Genomic DNA, 18,984 nt, shown 5'->3' with positions numbered 1-18,984 from the left:
CCTTGCGGGGCAGCCAGCATGGGCAGCCGGGCGCTTCGCGCGCCGTCGATCACGCGTTGATCACATGGGGGGTACATGTGGACTTCCGGCTGCTGGGCGAGATCGAGGTGCGGTCGGCGGGCGGGCCGCTCGACGTGGGGACCCCGCGGCAGCAGGTGGTCCTGGCGGCGCTGCTGGTCGACGCCCGGCGGCCGATCGCGATCGAGACGCTCGTCGACCGGGTCTGGGGCCACCGTCTGCCCGCCCACCCCCGGCCGGTGCTGTACGCGCACCTGAGCCGAATCCGGGGGCTGCTGCGGCAGACCGCCGTCCCGGGCGGCGGGACGGCGGCCCGGCTGGAGCGCCGGCACGCCGGCTACGTGCTGGACGTCGACCCCGAACTGGTGGACCTGCACCGGTTCCGCCGGCTGGTCGAGCAGGGCGCCGACCGGCAGCGCGACGACGAGGCCGGGGCCGCGGAGCTCGCCGAGGCCCTGGGCCTGTGGCGGGGGGAGCCGCTGGCCGGTCTCGCGGGCGAGTGGGCCGCGCAGGTCCGGGCGAGCTGGCACCGGCGGCGGCTGGACGCGGCGGTGCGCTGGGCGCGGGCGGAGTTCCGGCTCGGCCGCCCCGGCGCGGTGATCTCCGCGGTCCCCGACCTCACCGCCGAGTACCCGCTGGCCGAACCGCTGGAACACGTGCTGATCCAGGCCCTGCACGCGGCCGGACGCAGCGCGGAGGCGCTGGACCGCTACGGCACCGTCCGGCGCCGCCTGGCCGAGGAGTTGGGCGCCGCCCCCGGCACGGAACTCCAGTCGCTCTACCGCGCCGTCCTGACCGGGAACCGCCCCCCGCCGACGGCCCGGCCACCTCGCCCGGACGACCCCGGCCGGGGCTCCCCCGCCCGCCGGAGCGGCCCGGAGCGGCCCGCCGCGGACCGGGCGGACGGCGGGGCCCGTCCGAGGCTCGTCCCGTAGCCGCTGCGCGGGAGCGGAGCGGAACCGGCCTCAGGGCGTCCGGGCGGCGGGCCGCAGGCCGTCCATCAGCAGGTCCAGCAGGCGGGCGGCCAGGTCTTCCCGCTCGGGCCGGGGGGCGACGGTGAAGATGCCGATGAGGGCGGCGGCGATGTCCTCGGCCGCGACGTCGGAGCGCAGGTCGCCCGCCGCGCGGCCCGCGTCGGTGGGAGGACGGCGGGCCACCGGGCCGCCCCGGCGCGCGATGGCACCGGCCGGGAGCAGCGGCCAGCAGGCCGGGGACGGTTCCCGGCGGCGTTCGGCGAGGCCGCGCCGGGGGTCGGGGGGCCGGGCGCTGGGGACGGTCGCGGCGGCCGTCGTCCGGAGCGTCGACCACCCGGGCGGCGCGCAGCAGCGCGAGGAGGCCCGGCCGCCGGGTGCGGGCCCTCGTCCTACCGCCGTTCGGGCGACGGCCCAGCCGTACCGTCCCGTCGACCGAACGGCGGTACGACACGTCCCCGCCCCCGGCAGCGGACGCGCGGCCGGCCACCCGTACGGGCGGCGGGGCGTGCGCGCGGCGCGGGGTAGTGCGGCCTGCGCCCTGCCCGGGGCCTCGTGCGACCGGTACGCTCGCTGCCGCGTCCGCGCCCCGGCCGAGAGGAAAACCCCGTGTCGTTCACCGTCACCCGGCAGAACAGTCCGCTGGGCCCCCAGCTGACCTGCTACGGCGAACTCGACCTGCACACCGTGCCCCGGCTGCGGGCCGCCCTCGCCTCCGCCCAGTTCGACGCGCCCGCCCTGGTCACCGTCGACCTCGCCGAGGTCACCTTCATGGACTCGGCCGGCCTGAACCTGCTCTTCGACGCCCGCCGGACCGCCCGGCACACCGGCGCCGTCCTGCAACTGGCCCGCCCCTCGGCCAACGTGATGCGGCTGCTGGAGGTGGTCGGCGCCGACCGGGTCTTCGACCTCCAGCCGCAGGAGCCGCCCGCCCCCGCCTGAGCGGCCCGGCCGAGCCCGTCCCGGGCCGCGCGGGGCGTCAACGTCAGCGTCCGTCGGCGTCGGTGCGCTCGTCGGTGTCGGCATCGGCATCGGCATCGGCATCGGCATCGGCATCAGGAGCGTCGGTGCCGGTGCGCTCGGCGGCGTCGGCGGTCGCGTCGTAGCCCTCCTGCGGGCCGTGGACGTCCGGGTCGTGCTCCCGGGCGGGCCGGACGTCGGCGGCCCGGTCGCCGTAGCGGCGGTCGCCCTCGGCGTCCGGGCGGCCCCGCCCGTCCGGTGCGGGTTCGCGGTGTGCGGTCATCGGCGTCTCCCCGGGTCGGGTGCTTCCGGTCGGGTGCTGCGGGTCGGGTGCTTCGCCCTCGCGGCTACCCGGCCGGTCCGCGCGCAATCCGCCCGGGGCCGCCGGACGGGCCCTCAGGAACCGGCCGGTGCGGTGGCGGCGCGCCGGACCACCGGGAGGGCCGCCTTCGCGTGGTCGGCCATCCGGTCGAAGATCGCCGTGCGCTGCTGGTCGGTGAACGGGGTGGCGCTGAGGGCGGTCACCTGCACGGTGAGGATCAGGTTGCTCTGCCGCACCACCAGCACGAGGGTGCCGGCCGTCCCGGTGGACTCCTTGTTGAGGTAGCGGAACGCCTCGGTCCCCACGCCCGGCACGGGGGTGGTGGCCGCGTCCTTCGCGAGCTGGTCGCGGGCCACGGTCCGCTCGGCCGGGAACTGGGACTTCGCGGTGTCGACGTCGCGCCAGAACGCCAACTGGGTCTCGACCGTGCCCTGGGGCTTCGAGAGGTCGGCCGTGCCGTTCGCCTGGTGGGCGACGTCCTTCCGGCAGTCGACCGTCTTCTCCCGGTCCGTGCCGGAGACCGTGTCGCCGAGGGTGTCCGTGCCGGTCGGCGTCCCCAGGGTGTCGGAGAAGGAGCCGTAGCCGAGGAGTCCGCAGGTGGCGGTGAGCCCCGCGGGAACGGCGAACGCGCCGGGCCCGGCGGAGTCGGCGATGTCGGCCGACCCGGGGTGTTCCGTGCTGCTGCCGCACGCGACGGCGGTGCCCGCGAGGAGCAGGGCCGCTGTCGCCGTGCCGAGGTGACGCTTCGTCATGGCGTCAGCGTAACGGCGGTCACCGACGGCGACGGGAAGATCCTCGAGAACGCCTCCGGTCCCCCGGGCGCGGGCAGAAACGTCCCGCCGGAACGGTCCCTCCCGCGACCGGGCGGGTGGCGGCGCGGCGGAGGTCACGCGCTCCATCCGGGCGACACCGGGAGGTCACGGGTGCTCCCCCGGCCAAGCGAAATCCCGCCTCCAGGCGGCGCAGCACGGCGGTGGCGGCGGGTCGGCGGCGGTGGGGCGTCGCCTTGCATGTGCCGCATGTCAACACTTCGACACGGGCGTCACCGCACGCTCCGGTCCGACTTTCCGCTGCCCCGGGTGCGACAGGCCCGGCCCCGCCCGGAGCGGGCTCCGTCCCGGGCGCCGGGGGCGGGACGGCTGCTGCCCTGGGTGCGGCAGACCTGTGCCCCGGGCGGCGGCCCGCCGTCTCGCCGGCGGCCTGGCGCGCGCTGTCGGCGGTGACCGCCCCGGCCGGGCTGGGCCTGTGGGCCGGGCGGCCCGCCGAGGGGGTGATGGTGGCCATGGGCGCGCTCTCGGCGGTGCTGACCGATGTGGCCGCCGCCTACCGGCACCGGGCGATCACCATGCTGCTGCCCCAACTGCTCGGCGTGGTCGGGGCGTTCGCCGCGCTGACGGCCGCGGGGCGGGCGGGCGAGCCGTACCTGCTGCCCGCGCTGGGGGTGGCGGCGGGGGTGCTCGCCCGGCTGGGGCCGGAGGGTTCGCTCGGCGCGATGGTCCTGCTGATGGACGCCGCGGTGGCCCGGGACCTGCCGCTGCCGGGGCCGCTCTGGCTGCCGCCCGCGCTGATGCTGCTGGGCGGCCTGTCGGTGGTCGTGCTGGCGCTGGCCGGACGCCCGTTCTTCCGCGGCCGGGCCGAACGGGCGCTGCTGGCCCGGTGCCTGGCGGGCTGCGCGGCGGTGCTGGAGCCGGACGCGGCGGGCCCGGCCGGGACGGCGCGGCGGCGCGCGCTGCACGACGCGCTGGAGCAGGCCCGGCACACCGGCGCGGTCGGCGGCAGCGCGCTGCTGGCCCGGCACCTGCCGGGTCTGCTGGCCCTCGCCGAGACGGCCTCCTCGGCCGGGGCCCGGGGGCTGGCCGCCGGTCCGGCGCTGCGCGGGCGGCTGCGCGCCGAGGCCGAGCGGGTCGCGGCGGGCCGCCCGGCGTCGGACGGGGCGTGGCCGCCGGCCTGCGGCCCGCTGGAGGCGCGGCTGCTGCGGGCGGCCCGGTCCGCGGTGACGCCGGGGCCGGGGCCGGTCGGGTCCGCCGGTGGGTGGGCGGGCCAGCACCGCCCGGGCCGTCGGCGGGCGGCGGCCCGGGCGGTGCTGGCGGACCCGCAGTCCTGGCTGTGCGGCCTGCGGGTGGGCCTGGCGCTGCTGCTGGCGGGCGCGGCGGCGGCGTACTGGGAACTGCCGCACCCGTACTGGGCGGTGCTGAACGTGGTCTTCGTCTGCCGTCCGGACGTCGGCCCGGTCACCGGGCGTGCGCTGGAACGGTTCTGCGGTACCGCGCTGGGCCTGCTGTGCAGCGGGCTGGTGCTGGCCTGCGCCGGGCCGGACGGGGCGCTGCTGGCGGTGCTGGCGCTGGCGGCGGGCCTGGTCCCGGCGCTGTCCGGCACCGGCTACCTGTACCAGGCGGCGGCGCTGGCCACGGTGGTGCTGATGGTCACCCAGCTCGCGGGCGACCCGGGCCTGCCGCTGCTGCTGCCCAACCTGGCGTGCTGCGCGATCGGCTGCCTGGCCGCGGTGCTCGCCTGCGAGCTGCTCGGCCCGCACCGCCACCGGCAACTCGCGGTGGCCCGCCGGCTGGCCGACGCCGTCGAGCAGACCGCCCTCGCGCTGGCCCCGCCCCACCCCCGCGACGGTGCCGCCCCGCATCTGCAACTCGCTTCGGCCCGGGCCGAGTTCGAGCGGGCCCGGCGCGAGCCGCCGTGGCGGCAGGGGGCGACCGCCCGCTGGGCCGCGCTGATCGACGAGGTGGAGCGGACGGTGGACACCGCGCTGGCCCCCGCCGTCCCCGCCGACCACCACCACTTCGACGCCACCCGCCACCACCTGCACCGCCTCGCCGCCGACCTGCACCGCCTCGCGGCCCGCCCCTGAGCACGGCCGAGCGCCGGCGGCCGAGCACCGCCGGCCGAGCATCGCCGACCGGCACCGGCCGACACCGACCGCCCCTGACCGCTCCTGACCGCCCGACCGGGGCGCCGCTCCCCGCCTCCTCTGCCCGCAGCGAATCTGCGGCGGGCAGAGCGGCGTCCGCCGGGGGCCCGCGGCGGGCAACAGTGGAGTCACCGACCCTCCGTCACCACCGGGAGACCCGATGACTCCACTCCGTGCCCTCCGCCCCCGGGCGGAGGACGGCGACACCCCGCCCAACCCGTTCGACGACCACCTGGCGGCGCTGCTGCTGGCCCGCCGGATCGTCCTGCTCGGCACCCAGGTCGACGACGTGTCGGCGAACCGGGTCTGCGCGCAGCTGCTGCTGCTCTCGGCCGAGGACCCGCGCGCCGACATCAGCCTGTACATCAACAGCCCGGGCGGCTCGGTCACGGCGGGGCTGGCGATCTACGACACCATGCGGCTGATCCCGAACGACGTCTCCACCCTGGCGATGGGGTTCGCCGCCAGCATGGGGCAGTTCCTGCTGACGGTGGGCGCGGCCGGCAAGCGGTTCGCGCTGCCCAACGCGCGGATCATGATGCACCAGCCCTCGGCGGGCATCGGCGGCACCGCGTCCGACATCGCGATCCAGGCGGAGAACCTGGAGTACACCAAGCAGGCCATCGAACGGATCACCGCCGAGCACACCGGGCAGAGCCCGGAGACCATCGCCCGGGACGGCGACCGGGACCGCTGGTTCACGGCCGAACAGGCCCGCGAGTACGGGATGGTGGACCAGGTGCTGGAGTCGCTCGCCGACATCGGCACGGCCGCGTCCCGTCGACGGGCGGGGCTGTGACATGGCCTCCTACCCGATTCCCTACGTGATCGAGCGGACCGCCCAGGGCGAGCGCTCCTACGACGTGTTCAGCCGGCTGCTCAGCGAGCGGATCGTCTTCCTCGGCACCGAGATCGACGACGGCGTGGCCAACGTGGTGATCGCCCAGCTGCTGCACCTGGAGGCCGCGAGCCCCGAGCAGGAGATCGCCCTCTATCTCAACTCGCCCGGCGGGTCGTTCACTTCACTGATGGCGATCTACGACGCGATGACGTTCGTGCAGTGCCCGATCGCCACCTACTGCGTCGGCCAGGCCGCCTCCACCGCGGCCGTGCTGCTGGCCGGCGGCGACCCGGGACGGCGCTTCGTCCTCCAGCACGCCCGGGTGCTGCTCGGCCAGCCCGCCAGCGGCGGACAGCGCGGCACCGTCTCCGACCTGAGCCTGGCCGCCAAGGAGGTGCTGCGGATTCGCACCCAGGTCGAGGAGGTGCTCTCCCGGCACACCCGCCACCCGGTGGCCACGCTGCGCGCCGACATGGACCGCGACAAGGTGTTCAGCGCGCAGGAGGCCGTCGCGTACGGCCTGGCCGACCGGGTGCTGAGCAGCCGCGTCCCCGCCTCCTGAGGCGGTACGCGCCCGTACGCCCGGGCCCGGAAGCGGTTCCCCACCGCTTCCGGGCCCGGGCGCACGGCGCACGACCCTGCGGCCGCTCAGGCCGCCAGGCAGAGCCCGCCGTAGCGGCCCGCGGTCGCGGTGGCGGTGGCGGTCCGGCTCCGGGCGGCGGTGCCGTGCAGCGCGACCAGGTCCCGCTGGACCAGCGAGAGGACGTCCCCGAGACCCAGGCCGAGCGCCCGGGCGGCGGCGGCGAGCACCTCGGAGGAGGCTTCCTTGCGGCCGCGTTCCAGCTCCGACAGGTACGGCACCGAGATCCGGGCCGCCTCCGCGACGTCCTTCAACGTCCGCCCCTGGGTGAGCCGTTCGCGTCGCAGCACGCCGCCCACCACGTCCCGCAGCAGCGGTTCCCTGCGCTCCGGCGCCTGCGGCGGGCGCAGCGGGACGACGCGGGCCTGGGTGTCCGACGCATGAGTTCTCATCCCCCAAGCCTAGGCACCGCACGCCCGCCGGACGGGCCGTACCGCTCTGCCCTCAGCAGAACACCCCAGCGCCACAGCCGGTCGGTCGGCCGGCCACCGGGCAGGGTGCCCGGCGGTCGGCCGACCGTGGCGGGATTCGCCCCCGGTCAGGGCACCGCCAGGATGCACAGCAGCGAGCAGGCCACCGCCGCGGACGGCGCGGTGGTGGTCGGGACGGTCCCGGCGGGCGCGTTCGCGGCGACGAAGCTGGCGGACGCGGTGTTCTTCACCGGCAGCGCCAGCAGCAGCGAGTCGCAGTGGATCTGGCGGCTGCTCCCGGCCGGCAGCGCGAACGTGCCGGCGGCGCTCCGACAGGCGGGCGTGGTGGGGTCGTTGACGGTCACGGCGGCGGCGTCGACCGGGCCCGCGTTGGTGACGGTGATCCGCCAGTGCGCGGTGCCGAGCAGGCCCAGCAGTCCGACCGGGCTGGTCTTGGCCCAGGGCCGGGTCCGCCGGGGGCGCAGTCGCGGGAGTTCGCGGAGCCGCAGATCTCCTTCTGGACGCTGACCCGGGGTTGGCAGTCCTTGCCGGGCGCGACGGGGACGGTGACGGTGTTGGAGGTGAGCGCGCCGGTCGCGTCGGTGCCGGTGGCGGTGTTGCCGACGGAGGTGGTGGCGCAGTCGGCGGCGACCGTGGTGCGGAAGCAGACCTGCGGCGCGTCGCCGCGGTACTCGACGACCAGCATGGGGTGGTTGTCCGCGGTGAAGTCCCCGGTGGTGGTGAGCACGAGTTGCGCGGTGACGGTGAGCGCGGGGTGCGCGGCGGGGTCGACGCCGGAGAGGTCGACGGTGCCGTCGGGGGCGAGGCCGGGGGTGGTGACGGGCGTGCCGTCGGGGTCGGTGACCAGGACCCGGGAGGCGGTCGGGTCGACGTGGGTGAGGTCGAGGTCGGTGAGCCGGGCCCGGGTGTAGGACCGGACGTGGCCGCTGCCGCCGTCGCAGTAGAAGTCGGCGGGCCTGAGCGTGACGGTGGCGCCGCTGTGCAGGCAGGGGCTGGCGGCGGTGGCCGGGTCCATCGAGAACAGCACGCCGGCGTCGCCGAGTCCGATCAGGCAGCGGGTGGTGCTGTCGTAGGCGTAGCCGTAGTCGCGGGTGACGCCGCCGTTGGCGCCGGGGTGGGTGGCGGGCAGCGGGAAGCCGGCGCAGGGCGCGGCGGCCGTCCAGTCGTAGCAGAGCGTGCTGCCGTTGCCACCGGTGCCGTTCCAGGCCGGGAAGTAGCTGCGCGTCCCGCTGTCGGTGGTGACGGTCTCGGGGTCGAAGGTCAGCGTGCCGCCGCTGAACGTCGACAGGATGCCGGGCGCGGGCAGCGGCGAGCCGTCGACGGCGTAGCAGGTGGTCAGCACGTTGGCGCCGCCGACGGTGCTGGTGCAGACGCCGTCGGGGTGTCCGGCGGTGTCGTACGCGGTGAAGGCGTCGTAGGTGTAGTAGCCGGAGGTCGGTCCGGCGGGGTGCGGGGTGCTCCAGCCGGCGCAGACCGCGCGGGTGGTGGTGTCGAAGCAGCCGAGGGCGGGCGGGCCGGCCGCGCTGGAGCCGCCGGCCTGCGGCGCGGAGGAGGCGAACACCTTGTCGCCGACGGCGGTCAGGCCGCCCTGGTAGAGCGCGGCGGGCGTGTTCGGCAGGTCGTGGTTGGGGGCGACGATCGGGGCGTACGGCTGGCCGGGGCAGGGGGTGCGGGCGGGCAGGGAGAGGCAGAGCACCTGGCCGGTGCTGGCGACCGCGTACAGCGCGTCGCCGACCTGGGCCAGTCCGGCGAGGTTGTTGGCGCTGCTGGGCGCGGTGCCGTTGGCCGCCAGGGCGGTGTAGCCGCAGTTGGCGTGCGCGGCCAGGTCGAGGCAGCCGATGCCGACGCCGGTCGCGGTGGTGGCCGGGTAGTACAGCAGGTTGGGCTGCTGCGGGTCGAGGACGTACGTGGAGGTGAGCGGGCTGCCGAGGTCGCCGGTGGCGCCGCTGCCGAGCGGGCCGGTCGCGGTGTTCAGCGGGCGCGGCCAGGGGCCGCCGGTACAGGGCTGGCCGGTGGTCAGGCTGCTGCACACCACCTTCGGCGCGGCCGGGGCAGCGTGGTGGTAGATGTTCCAGGCCTGCACCTCCCCGGTGGGGGTCCGGTACAGCACGGGGGTGTAGCCGTCGCCGCCGGTGGCCTGCGCGGTGGGCTGGACGGGGGCGAGCAGCAGCGGTGAGAGCTCGGTGCCGCCGGCCCGGGCGACCGGGTTCCCGGCCCGGACGGCGACGGTGGCCGCGCCGGTGTCGGTCGGCCCGAAGGCGGTGCCGTCGGTGGACCAGGACGGCGTCCACCCGGGCGGCACCCGCAGCGAGCCGGGGACGTAGCTCTGGCCCGCCCCGGCCCCGGCGATCGGGTCGGTCACCGTGGCGGGGGCGGCGGCGTCCCCGGGGGTCCGGTTCTCGTACTGGACGGTCCAGTCGAGGGTGTCCCCGTGCTCGGCGGTGGCGGCGCCGGGGTGGGTGGCGTTCCGCACGCTCTTCACCAGCGTCGACCCCGCGGCGGCGGCGGTGGCGGTGTCGGCGGTGTCGGCGGTGGCGGTGTCGGCGGCGGTGTCGGCGGTCCGGCCGCTCGCGGGGGCGGTGCCGCCCGGTCCGAGCAGCAGCAGGGCGGTGGTGAGCGCCGCGGCCAGCACGGCGCGCGACGGGCGGACTCGACGGGCTCGACGGATCGGAAGGGGCGGACGCGGGCTTCTCAGCACTGTTTCTCCACCTCGGATCGGCAGCCGAACCGACGGCGCGTCAGCTCGTGCCGCCGACCAAGGTAGGACGGCGAACAGTTCGACCCGGACCGACTTCTCCCATTGATCGCATCATGACCGGATATGACTGCGCGGCACCGCCCGTCCCCGCCGCGACCGCCCCGAAAAACGAACACCCGGACGCCGGTCGCGCCCGGGTTCGCTCCCGCCCCCGCCCCGACCCTGCCCCTGCCCCGACTCGCCCCGCCCGGTGAGGGGCGGCGGGGGTCAGGGGGTTTCGGGGGTGGTGCGGTGGACCAGGGCGGCGGCGGCGAGGGTGGTGGTGGCGAGGACGGGCCAGAGGACGACGGGGGTGAGGGCGGTGAGCACGGCGGGGGAGACGGCGAGGCCGAGGCCGGTGGAGAGTTGGAGGCGGGCCAGGGCGCGGCCGCGGCGGGGGGCCGGGGTGCGGGCGGTCACCAGGGCGGTGGCGCTGCCCGCGTAGAGGATCTCGCCCAGGGTGCAGGGCACCGCGACCAGGGCGACGGCGAGCGGCCCGAACGGGGTGGCGAGCAGGAACGCCAGGTAGCTCGCGGCGAGCACCACCCCGGCCAGGACCAGGACCCGGGCCCGCGACCAGCGGGCGCCCGCCCACGCGGTGACGGGCACCTGGAGGGTCACCACCAGCACGGTGTTGGCGACGAACACCGCGGCCGGCCAGGCCGGCGAGGCGTGCAGGACGGTCACGAGCACCAGCGGCAGCGCCACTTCGGGCACGTTCAGGCAGAACACGTACACCACGTTGGCCAGCAGGAGCGCCCCGAGCCGCGGTGCCGCCCCGTCCACCACGGGGGCGGTCCGCCGCGCCGCCCCGTCGCGGACCCGGACCGAGCGGGCCAGCGCCGCCGCCGTGAGGAAGCCGAGCCCGGAGGCCAGGGCCAGCGCCCGCAGGGCGGTGGGACCGCCGGCCAGGCAGGCGGTGGCGAGCAGCGCGCCGGCGCCGAGTCCGGCGTTGCGGGCGGCCCGGGCGGCCGCCAGGACGGTGTCCCGCAGGTGTTCCTCGGCGACCGAGGCGACCAGTGCGGCGTGCGCGGCGGGCCAGGACTGGTTGCCGATGCCGAGGAACAGCGCGGCGACGGTGAACAGCGCGACGCCGCCGGTGGGCGCCGCCAGTAGCGCGGCCACGCCCAGCACCCGCACCAGCATCGACGCGGCCACCGCCGTGCTGCGCGCGCCCCGGTCGAGCCAGCGCCCGAGCGCCGGCATGCAGGCCAGCCCGGCGACGATGCCGCCGGTCATCGCCAGGCCGGTGGCGGCCGTGCCGAGGTCGAGCACGGTGATCCCGTACAGCAGCAGGAACGGCCGCAGCAGGCCGGTGCCGAGGGCGTCGACGAGCAGCGCGGCGGCGTAGCGCGGCCCGCCGCCGGCCCGGACGAGCTGCCGGACCGTCGGACGGGTCGACGGCGGGGGCGAGGGGCGGGCCGGTGGCCGGGTCGGCGGTGGCTGGGTCGGCGGTGGCTGGGTCGGCGGCCGGGGCGTGGTGGTGCGGGCGGCAGGGGGGCTGGTGGTCATGGCGCCAAGGTGCGGGCGGGGGCGCGGCGCGGTCACGTCGATTGACGCTTTCCGTCAACCGGTGCCGGTCGCGCGGCCGTGGACAGCGAGAATGCGGGGGTGACCCTGCGCATCGACCTGGCCGGGACGCCGCCGGAGCGCATCCGGTTCGGCGTCTCGCCGCTCGCCGAACTGACCGCGATGCTGCACGTGCTGGCCTCGCCGGAGCACCACCCGCACCTGGCCGGGTGGGCGGCCGGGGTGTGGGCGGGCCTGCGCCCCGAGCTGGCCGAGCGGCTGCGGGAGGCCGAGTTCCTGTGGCGGTCCTCGCGGGCCGACTTCCTGGTGCCGGCCCGGCCGCGGGCCACCCTGGCCGCGGAGCTGGACCAGGTCGACCTGATCGGGGACGAGCGGTACGCGCACGCCGCGCTGGTCACCACCTGCGGCTCGAACCGGCGCACCTTCGCCGGCCGCTCCCCGCTGCACGACCCGGCCGCCCGCGCCGACGCGCTGGACCGGGCGCAGGCCCGCGGCCCCGTCCAGGAGGCGTTCGCGGAGCGCCTGCTGGCCGATCCGCCGGCCGTCCGGGCCCGGCTGCGGGAGACCCTGGAGCAGTGCGCGGAGGCGTTCTTCGACACCGAGTGGCCCGCGCTGGCCGCCCGCCTGGGCCGGGACGTCCGGGACAAGACCGAGCTGAGCCGCCGTCAGGGCCTGCCCGCCGCGCTCGCCGAGGTGTCGACGGCGATCGCGCTCACGCCCGACGGCGGCTCGCTGGTCCTCGACAAGCTCCAGGACTCCGCCGCGCAGGCCGGCCCGGCCGGCGTCACCTTCCTGCCCAGCGTCTTCGGGCATCCGCACCTGGTCGCCGTGTACGCCCCGGGCTGGCAACCCGTCGTCCAGTACCCGGCCGCGGACGGCGACCGCCCCGCGGCCGTCCCGCTGGAGACCGTCGCCCTCCGCCTGGAGGCGCTGGCCCACCCCGTCCGGCTGCGGCTGGTCCGCACCCTGGCCCGCGGCCCGCACACCACCGGCGAACTCGCCCGCGCCTGGGAGCTCACCCCGCCCGAGGTCTCCCGGCACCTCGCCGTGCTGCGCCGGGCGGGCCTGCTCACCGCCCGCCGCCGCGGCCGCCACGTCCATCACGCGCTCGACCTCGGCGCCACCGCCGTGCTCGGCGCCGACCTGCTCTCCGCCGTCCTGCGCTGAGCACCGGCGCCGTCCCGCGCCGTCCGGTGCGGGGTGCCTCCCGGCGCGGAGTGCCGACCGGTCGTCAGGGCGCGGTCGGCGGTTCGGCGTGCAGGCTCGGCAGGTTGACCACGATCGCCTCCTGGGTGCTGCGGGCGATCACCACCACGGCCTCGTGCGCGGGGTCGGGGTTCTCCTCGCGGTGCGGGACGTACGGCGGCACGAAGATGTAGTCGCCCGGCCCGGTGCGCAGCCTGACCTCGACCGGCTCGCCGGAGGAGTGGTCCAGGAAGACGAACTCGGGGTGGCCGCTGACCACGTGGATCGCGGTCTCCGACTCGCCGTGGTGGTGGTCGGAGGAGGCGGTGGCGGGGGCGACGTGGGTCTGGCCCATCCAGAGCTTCTCCGAGCCGACGGTGCCGCCGCTGATCGCCGCGAACCGCCGCATCCCCCGGTCTGCGCGGTGTCGCCGTCGAGCGCGTCGGCCCGGATGTGGTGCAGGCGGGCGCGGAGCGGGACGGCGGCGTCCGGGCCGGCGGCGTCCGGCGCGGGCAGGTGCGGGTGGAAGCCCTCGCCGGCACAGGTCCGCCCACCCCCGTCGGTCGCGGCGGTCGCGGCGGGCGCGTCGGTCGCGGCGGGCGCGGCGGGCGCGGCGGGCGCCGGAGCGGGACGGTGCGGTTCGGCGGACACGGGCTCTCCGGAGGTGGACGGCGGTGGTGCGCACGGAGCACCGGCGGACGGCGGTGGGCACGGCGACGGGCACGGCGACGGCGGGTGCGACGGCGGAACGCGGTCGCGGCCGCGGAGACGCTCGGCGGGGTGCGCGGGACGAGGGGAACGCTAGGCGCGGCCCGAAAAGGATGTCAAGAGGTGTCCTTTCGGCCGGGCGCCGGACCGGCGGCCCCGGACGGGACTTGATGATCGCCCGGCCCGGTGGATACTTCGGGGTATGCATATTTCCGCCAAGGCGGACTACGCCGCCCGCGCACTGGTCGAGCTGGCTTGCGACACGGGGCGTCCGCTCACCTGCGAGGCGATCGCCTCGTCCCAGGAGATCCCGTTCCGGTTCCTGAAGTCCGTCGTCGGCGACCTGCGCCGGGCCGGCCTGGTCCGCAGCCAGCGCGGCTGCGAGGGCGGCTACTGGCTGGGCCGCCCGGCCTCGGACATCACGCTGCTCGACGTGGTGCGCGCCGTGGACGGCGAACTGATCACGCTCCGCGGCGAACCGCTGGCGGGGCTCGCCTACCCGGGCCCGGCGGACGCGCTGCCGGGGATCTGGCGCGAGGTCGAGGAGCGCACCGGGGAGGTGCTGGCGGGCACCACCGTGGCCGCGCTGGTCCGCCGCTCCGGGCGCCCGCTGCCCCGGCCGGTCGCGGAGGCGGTGTGACCGGCCGGGACACCGGGCCGGAGGCCGCCCGGCCGGAGACCGCCCGGTCCGGGGACGGGCCCGCAGGCGAGACCGCGCTCGCACCCGTACGCAGACCGGCGCTCGGACCCGTCCTCGAACCCGTCCTCGAAGTCGTCGAGTTCACCGACCCGTTCTGTCCGTGGGCCTGGGGGTCGGAGCCCGTGCTGCGGGCGCTGCGCCGGGTGCTGGCCGGGGCCGCCGCGCACCGGCGGGTGTTCGGCATCCTGTTCGACGACGACGAGGAACCGGCGCCGGACCCGGCCGCGGAGGCCGCCTGGTACGGGGAGTTCGTGGCCCGGGTGTCGGCGCACACGGGTGCGCCGCGACCGGCCCGGCTGCGCTGGGTCGCGGCGAGCAGTTGGCCCGCCTCGCTGGCCGCCGCCGCGGCGGAGCAGCAGGGGCCGCAGGTGGCCGAGCGGGTGCTGCGGCGGCTGCGCGAGTCGGCGTTCGTCCGGGGCGAGCCGGCCGACACCCCGGAGCGGATCGCCGGGGCGCTGCGCGGGGTGCCCGGCCTGGACGCGGTGGCGCTGGCGTCCGCCGCGTCCTCGGCGCCGGTACGGGAGCGGGTGGCGCGGGACCGGGCCGAGACCCGGGCGCCGCGCCCGGAGGTGGTGGGGCTGCGCGGGTCGGGTCCGCACCCGGGCGGGGCGAAGGAGATCGCGGACGGCCGCCGCTACGCCCTGCCCACGCTGCTGTTCCGCGGCCCGGCGGGGTGCCGGGTGGTCCCGGGCTGGCGTCCGTCGGCGGAGTACCTGGCGGCGGCCCGGGCGGTGTGCCCGGGCCTGCCCGCGGGGAGGCCGGAGGACCGGCCCGATCCGGCCGGGCTGCTGCGCCGCTACCGGAGCCTGACCGCGCCGGAGTCGCCGGACGGCCCGCCGGACGGCGCGGTGACGGTCGCCACCGCGGGCGGCCCGCTGTACCTGTCGCCGGAGGAGGCCGCCGTCTCCCCGCTCCTCCCCGCGCCCTGAACCCCGGCCCCGGAGCCCTCCGCCACCCGGCCCCCGCATCACCGTTTCCCACCAAGTGAGACATCTCTTCCCGGATCACGAGACGCCCGGCGCGACCGCCGATCGGCCCGCAGCTCACCCCCCGCGGCCCGACGGTCCGTCAGTTTCCTTCCGGTGCTGTGCGATTGCCGGCTCACGCCGCAACCCGCAGCCACCCTGACGGCCCGCCACCCAATGGGACACCTTTTGGTGTCCATTGACACCGGGCCTGCCCGCCCGACAGGATGGCGGCATGCTTTCGACGCACCCCAACGTGGTGTGCCGCTACGTGGACTTCCGGCGCACCAGCAGCGATCTCTGTCTCTGAGTGCCCCCTCCGCGCCGGTGGCACCGTCCGCCCGCGCTCCCGGAACACGGCCGTCCCGTGCCGTGCGGCAGGCCCCGACCGCCGTTCCCGGCCTCCTCCTCCTGCCAGGCTCCGTCCCGCCCGTGACCGGGCGGCGGCGGCCGCCGCCCCCTCCCCCTGCCGGTGCCCTGTCGCGCCGTCGTGCCCGTTCCCCGCCGTCCGCGGTCCCCCCGCGTCGACGCCTGCGTCCGGGCACCCGCCGCGCCGTGAAAGGTGACGCACGCCCATGACCAGCTCCGCCCTGCCCTCCTCCCCCCTCGCCAGACGTTCCTTCCTCGGCCTCGGCCTGGGCGCGGGAGCCGCCCTCGCCCTGGCCGCGTGCGGCGGCGCCACGGTCGCGCAGACCGGCGCGTCCGGCAGCTCCGGCACCCTCAAGTGGGGCTGGGCGCTGCCCACTTCGTGGGACCCGGTGTTCTCCTCCGCGGGCTGGGACGTGCACGTGCTCTCCCTGGTGTACGCCGGTCTGACCAAGCTCGACCAGAGCGGGAAGGCCGTTCCCGCGCTGGCCACCGACTGGAAGTACGACGCCGACGGCACCAAGCTGACCTTCACCCTGCGCCCCGGGCTGGTCTTCGAGGACGGCACGCCGCTGGACGCCACCGCGGTGAAGAAGAGCCTGGACCGCGGCCGCACCGATCCCAAGTCGCTGGTCGCCCCGCAGCTGACCCAGGTCAAGCAGGTGCTGGCCCCGGACGCCACCACCGTGGTGATCGAACTCGCCTCGCCCGACTACCAGTTGCCCAACCTGCTGGCCGGCAAGACCGGCCTGGTGGTGAACCCGAAGTCGTTCGAGTCGGACCCCGCGGCGCTGGCCTCCAAGCCGACCGGCGCGGGCCCGTTCAGCCTGGTCTCCTACGTCCAGAACAGCAAGGCCGTGCTGCGGCGCAACCCGCACTACTGGGACGCCGGGTCGATCGGGCTGGAGAACTTCGAGGTCTACCCGCTGCCGGACGCCGCCACCGTGGTCAGCGGCCTGCAGTCCGGGCAGTTCGACGTCGCGCAGATCCCCGGCAGCCAGGTCGAGGCGGCCAAGGCGGCCGGGCTGGAGGTGCAGGAGATCCCGTCGCTGGTGGTCGCGGTGCTGGACCTCAACACCACCAAGGCGCCGTTCGACAACCCGGACGTGGTGGAGGCGCTGAAGTACGCGATCGACCGCGAGGCGCTGGTGAAGACCCAGCTGTTCGGGCACGGCGAGGTCAACTACCAGCCGTTCCCGAAGGGTTACGTCGGCTACGACGCCGGCTCGGCCGACCTGTTCCGCTACGACCCGGACAAGGCGCGGACGCTGCTGGCGAAGGCCGGGCACCCGGACGGCGTGGACCTGACGCTGACCACCACCGCCGCGCAGGGCCTGCCGGAGCAGTTGCAGGCGCAGCTGAAGGAGGTCGGCATCCGGGCGCAGATCGAGGTGATCCCGGCGGCGCAGGCCACCCAGATCGTCTACGTGCAGCACTCCAGGGCGCTGTTCACCGACCAGTTCGCGGGCCGCGACTCGGCCGCCCAGGCGTTCCAGGTGCTGTTCGGCGAGCAGGGGCTGATGAACCCGGGCCGCAGCACGCCGCCCGAGCTGCTGGCCGCCGTGCAGCAGGTGTCGCGCACGCCGCTGGACTCGCCGGACTACCCGAAGGCGCTCCAGGCGGCGACCGCGCTGGCGGTGCGGACGATGCCGAACGTGTTCCTGTACAGCGTGCCGCGGCTGCTGGCCCGGCGGAAGGCGGTGTCGCCGATCCCGGCGTTCACCGTGGTGCAGCGCTTCGAGGGGGTGAGCGTCGCGTGAGCGCGGTGCTCCCGGCGGCGGGCCCGCGGTCGCGGGCCGCCGGGTGGGTGGTGCGCCGGACGGCCCGGGCGCCCCGGTCGCTGGGGCGGGTGCTGGCCTCCGCCGTCACGGTGTTCCTGCTCTCCTCGCTGCTCACCTTCGCGCTCGGCGCGGTCTCCGACGCCAACCCGGCGGCGGCGGTGCTCGGCGAGACCGCGACGCCCGCCGACATCGCCCGGATGGACCACGAGTTCGGCCTGGACCGGCCGCTGTGGGCGCAGTTCGGCAGCTGGCTGGGGCACGCCGTGCGCGGCGACCTGGGCCGGTCCTGGTTCACCACCCTGCCGGTGGCGGACTCGATCTCGGCCGCCCTGCCGGTGGACCTGTCGATCGCCGGGCTGGCCCTGCTGTTCGCCGTCCTGCTGGGCGCCGCCGCGGGCATCGCGGCGGCACTGCGCCCGGGCACCCGGCTGGACCGGTCGGTGACCGCGCTGTGCACCCTGCTGGGCACGCTGCCCGCGTTCGTGGTCGCGATCGGCCTGATCACCCTGGTGTCGGTGCAGCTGCGGCTGCTGCCCTCGGGCGGCTACGTGCCGCTGGGCCAGGACCCGGGCCAGTGGCTGCGGTTCGCGCTGCTGCCGGCCCTGGCGCTGAGCCTGGACGCGGCGGCGGGCATCGCCCGGCAGCTGCGCACCTCGCTGGTCGGCGCGCTGCGGGAGAACTGGGCGACCGGCGCGACGATGCGCGGGCTGTCCGGCCGCCGGGTGCTGTTCGGGCACGTGCTGCGCAACGCCGCCGGGCCCGCGGTGACGGTGCTCGGGATGAGCGTGCCGATGCTGATCGGCGGCGCGGTGGTCACCGAGCGGATCTTCAACCTGCCGGGCATCGCCCAGCTCTCGCTCCGGGCCGCCGAGCAGCACGACGTCCCGGTGATCCAGGGCACCCTGCTGGTGACCGTCGCCGTGGTGCTGGTCGCCAACCTGGCGGTGGACGCCGGGCTGCTGGCGCTCAACCCCGCCGCCCGCCGGCGCCCGGCCGGGGCGGGTGCGCGGTGAGCGCGGCGCTGCGCCGCCCGGTGGTGCGGGCCTCGCTGGCGGTGCTGGCCGCGGTCGCGCTGCTGGCCGTGTTCGGCGGCCGGCTGGCCCCGCTCGACCCGCTCGCCCAGGACACCGCGCACCTGCTGCGGGGGCCGGGCGCCGGCCACCTGCTGGGCACCGACTACCTGGGCCGGGACGTGCTCAGCCGGCTGCTCTCCGGCACCGGGCTGTCGGTGGCCGCGGCGGCCGAGGCGGTCGGCACGGCCCTGCTGCTGGGCGTGCTGCCGGGACTGGCCTCGGTGCGGTTCTCCGCCCCGCTGGCCTGGGTCTCGCTGCGCGCCGTGGACGCCCTGATGACGCTGCCGTTCACGCTGTTCGCGATCGCCGCGGTCGGCGTCCTGGGCAACGGGCTGCACCAGGCGATGCTGGCCCTGGGCGTGCTGCTGGCCCCGCTGTTCTTCCGGGTCACCCGGGCGGCGGCGCTCGGCCTGGACCGGGCCCAGTACGTGGAGGCCGCCGAGCTGATGGGCGCCGGGCGGCTGACCGTGCTGCGCACCCACGTGTGGCGCAAGGTGCTGCCGACGGTCGCGGTGACCACGGCGCACGCGCTGGCCACCGCGCTGCTGACGGTCGCCTCGCTGACCTTCCTCGGCATCGGCGTCCAGCCGCCCGCGCCGACCTGGGGCGGGATGCTCGCCAGCGACCTGGGCTTCCTGGCCCAGCAGCCGTGGGCCCCGGCCGTGCCCACCGCACTGATCATGCTGACCGTCGGGGCGCTGAACCTGCTGGCCGACGCGCTGCGGGACGCCGAGCCGTCCGCGCCCGCGCCCGCGGCGCCGGCGGAGCAGCCCGTCCCGACCCCGCTGCGAGCGCCGGAGGAGGCCCGCGATGAGCACCGCGTCCGTGTCTGAACG

Annotated in this window: 18 protein-coding genes and 1 pseudogene; 11 read left to right on the top strand and 8 right to left on the bottom strand. The window is 77.0% G+C overall.

Annotated elements, in window-relative coordinates; translation table 11 throughout:
- Positions 1–56 precede the first annotated feature (56 nt).
- Positions 57–953: an AfsR/SARP family transcriptional regulator gene (locus tag QMQ26_RS33180; RefSeq protein WP_282203847.1), complete on the top strand. Its 897-nt coding sequence runs from the start codon at positions 57–59 to the stop codon at positions 951–953.
- A gap of 30 nt (positions 954–983) precedes the next feature.
- Here QMQ26_RS33180 and QMQ26_RS33175 read toward each other — a convergent pair whose 3' ends face one another.
- Positions 984–1,175: an SbtR family transcriptional regulator gene (locus QMQ26_RS33175; protein ID WP_282203846.1), complete on the bottom strand. Its 192-nt coding sequence runs from the start codon at positions 1,173–1,175 to the stop codon at positions 984–986.
- A gap of 423 nt (positions 1,176–1,598) precedes the next feature.
- Between QMQ26_RS33175 and QMQ26_RS33170 the strand changes: the two genes are divergently transcribed.
- Positions 1,599–1,931 carry an STAS domain-containing protein gene (locus QMQ26_RS33170; RefSeq protein ID WP_282203845.1) on the top strand — a complete coding sequence of 111 codons (333 nt, stop codon included), beginning with the start codon at positions 1,599–1,601 and terminating at the stop codon, positions 1,929–1,931.
- A gap of 43 nt (positions 1,932–1,974) precedes the next feature.
- Here the strand turns inward: QMQ26_RS33170 and QMQ26_RS33165 are convergent, their stop codons facing one another.
- Together QMQ26_RS33165 and QMQ26_RS33160 are read right to left on the bottom strand one after the other, a co-directional pair.
- On the bottom strand, positions 1,975–2,232 hold the full coding sequence (locus QMQ26_RS33165) for a hypothetical protein (RefSeq protein ID WP_282203844.1): 258 nt from the start codon (positions 2,230–2,232) through the stop codon (positions 1,975–1,977).
- Between the two features lie 113 nt (positions 2,233–2,345).
- Positions 2,346–3,023, bottom strand: coding sequence for a hypothetical protein (locus QMQ26_RS33160; protein WP_282203843.1), 678 nt, complete (start codon positions 3,021–3,023; stop codon positions 2,346–2,348).
- 467 nt (positions 3,024–3,490) lie between these two features.
- Here QMQ26_RS33160 and QMQ26_RS33155 point away from each other — a divergent pair, with 467 nt between their 5' ends.
- The 3 genes from QMQ26_RS33155 to QMQ26_RS33145 all read left to right on the top strand — a co-directional run bounded on the left by QMQ26_RS33155 (position 3,491) and on the right by QMQ26_RS33145 (position 6,594).
- Positions 3,491–5,131 carry an FUSC family protein gene (locus QMQ26_RS33155; protein WP_282203842.1) on the top strand — a complete coding sequence of 547 codons (1,641 nt, stop codon included), beginning with the start codon at positions 3,491–3,493 and terminating at the stop codon, positions 5,129–5,131.
- A 220-nt stretch (positions 5,132–5,351) separates the two neighbouring features.
- On the top strand, positions 5,352–5,990 hold the full coding sequence (locus QMQ26_RS33150; RefSeq protein ID WP_100839108.1) for a ClpP family protease: 639 nt from the start codon (positions 5,352–5,354) through the stop codon (positions 5,988–5,990).
- Between the two features lies 1 nt (position 5,991).
- Positions 5,992–6,594, top strand: a complete 603-nt coding sequence (locus tag QMQ26_RS33145; protein ID WP_100839109.1) for a ClpP family protease — start codon at positions 5,992–5,994, stop codon at positions 6,592–6,594.
- An 86-nt stretch (positions 6,595–6,680) separates the two neighbouring features.
- On the opposite strand, the gene QMQ26_RS33140 is transcribed toward QMQ26_RS33145, so the two are convergent.
- The 4 genes from QMQ26_RS33140 to QMQ26_RS33125 form a co-directional block, all read right to left on the bottom strand.
- Positions 6,681–7,064 (bottom strand): helix-turn-helix domain-containing protein, encoded by a 384-nt coding sequence (locus tag QMQ26_RS33140; RefSeq protein ID WP_282203841.1) that lies wholly within the window; start codon positions 7,062–7,064, stop codon positions 6,681–6,683.
- A 146-nt stretch (positions 7,065–7,210) separates the two neighbouring features.
- Positions 7,211–7,510 (bottom strand): DUF7617 domain-containing protein, encoded by a 300-nt coding sequence (locus tag QMQ26_RS33135; protein ID WP_449768980.1) that lies wholly within the window; start codon positions 7,508–7,510, stop codon positions 7,211–7,213.
- Positions 7,444–9,735: a hypothetical protein gene (locus tag QMQ26_RS33130; RefSeq protein ID WP_282203839.1), complete on the bottom strand. Its 2,292-nt coding sequence runs from the start codon at positions 9,733–9,735 to the stop codon at positions 7,444–7,446. Before QMQ26_RS33130 ends, QMQ26_RS33135 begins: the two co-directional genes overlap by 67 nt.
- A gap of 333 nt (positions 9,736–10,068) precedes the next feature.
- Positions 10,069–11,352 (bottom strand): MFS transporter, encoded by a 1,284-nt coding sequence (locus tag QMQ26_RS33125; protein ID WP_282203838.1) that lies wholly within the window; start codon positions 11,350–11,352, stop codon positions 10,069–10,071.
- 99 nt (positions 11,353–11,451) lie between these two features.
- Between QMQ26_RS33125 and QMQ26_RS33120 the strand changes: the two genes are divergently transcribed.
- Positions 11,452–12,537 (top strand): DUF5937 family protein, encoded by a 1,086-nt coding sequence (locus QMQ26_RS33120; RefSeq protein WP_100839112.1) that lies wholly within the window; start codon positions 11,452–11,454, stop codon positions 12,535–12,537.
- A gap of 64 nt (positions 12,538–12,601) precedes the next feature.
- Here the strand turns inward: QMQ26_RS33120 and QMQ26_RS33115 are convergent.
- Positions 12,602–13,071, bottom strand: a pseudogene (locus QMQ26_RS33115) (cupin domain-containing protein).
- 394 nt (positions 13,072–13,465) lie between these two features.
- Here QMQ26_RS33115 and QMQ26_RS33110 point away from each other — a divergent pair.
- From QMQ26_RS33110 to QMQ26_RS33090, 5 genes are all read left to right on the top strand, one after another.
- Complete coding sequence (locus QMQ26_RS33110; RefSeq protein WP_100839113.1) at positions 13,466–13,903, top strand: RrF2 family transcriptional regulator; 438 nt, start codon at positions 13,466–13,468, stop codon at positions 13,901–13,903.
- Positions 13,900–14,892 (top strand): thioredoxin domain-containing protein, encoded by a 993-nt coding sequence (locus QMQ26_RS33105; protein ID WP_282203837.1) that lies wholly within the window; start codon positions 13,900–13,902, stop codon positions 14,890–14,892. Before QMQ26_RS33110 ends, QMQ26_RS33105 begins: the two co-directional genes overlap by 4 nt.
- A gap of 611 nt (positions 14,893–15,503) precedes the next feature.
- Positions 15,504–17,054 carry an ABC transporter substrate-binding protein gene (locus QMQ26_RS33100; protein WP_282203836.1) on the top strand — a complete coding sequence of 517 codons (1,551 nt, stop codon included), beginning with the start codon at positions 15,504–15,506 and terminating at the stop codon, positions 17,052–17,054.
- Positions 17,051–18,088 carry an ABC transporter permease gene (locus tag QMQ26_RS33095; RefSeq protein WP_282203835.1) on the top strand — a complete coding sequence of 346 codons (1,038 nt, stop codon included), beginning with the start codon at positions 17,051–17,053 and terminating at the stop codon, positions 18,086–18,088. The genes QMQ26_RS33100 and QMQ26_RS33095 overlap by 4 nt, the downstream gene beginning before the upstream one ends.
- Positions 18,085–18,981, top strand: a complete 897-nt coding sequence (locus QMQ26_RS33090) for an ABC transporter permease (protein ID WP_282203834.1) — start codon at positions 18,085–18,087, stop codon at positions 18,979–18,981. Before QMQ26_RS33095 ends, QMQ26_RS33090 begins: the two co-directional genes overlap by 4 nt.
- The last annotated feature ends 3 nt before the right edge of the window (positions 18,982–18,984 follow it).

It is taken from the genome of Kitasatospora fiedleri (genome assembly GCF_948472415.1).
Taxonomy (GTDB): domain Bacteria; phylum Actinomycetota; class Actinomycetes; order Streptomycetales; family Streptomycetaceae; genus Kitasatospora; species Kitasatospora fiedleri.
The sequence above is the reverse complement of the archived record's forward strand: the minus strand, read 5'-3'. Positions and strand labels throughout refer to the sequence as shown.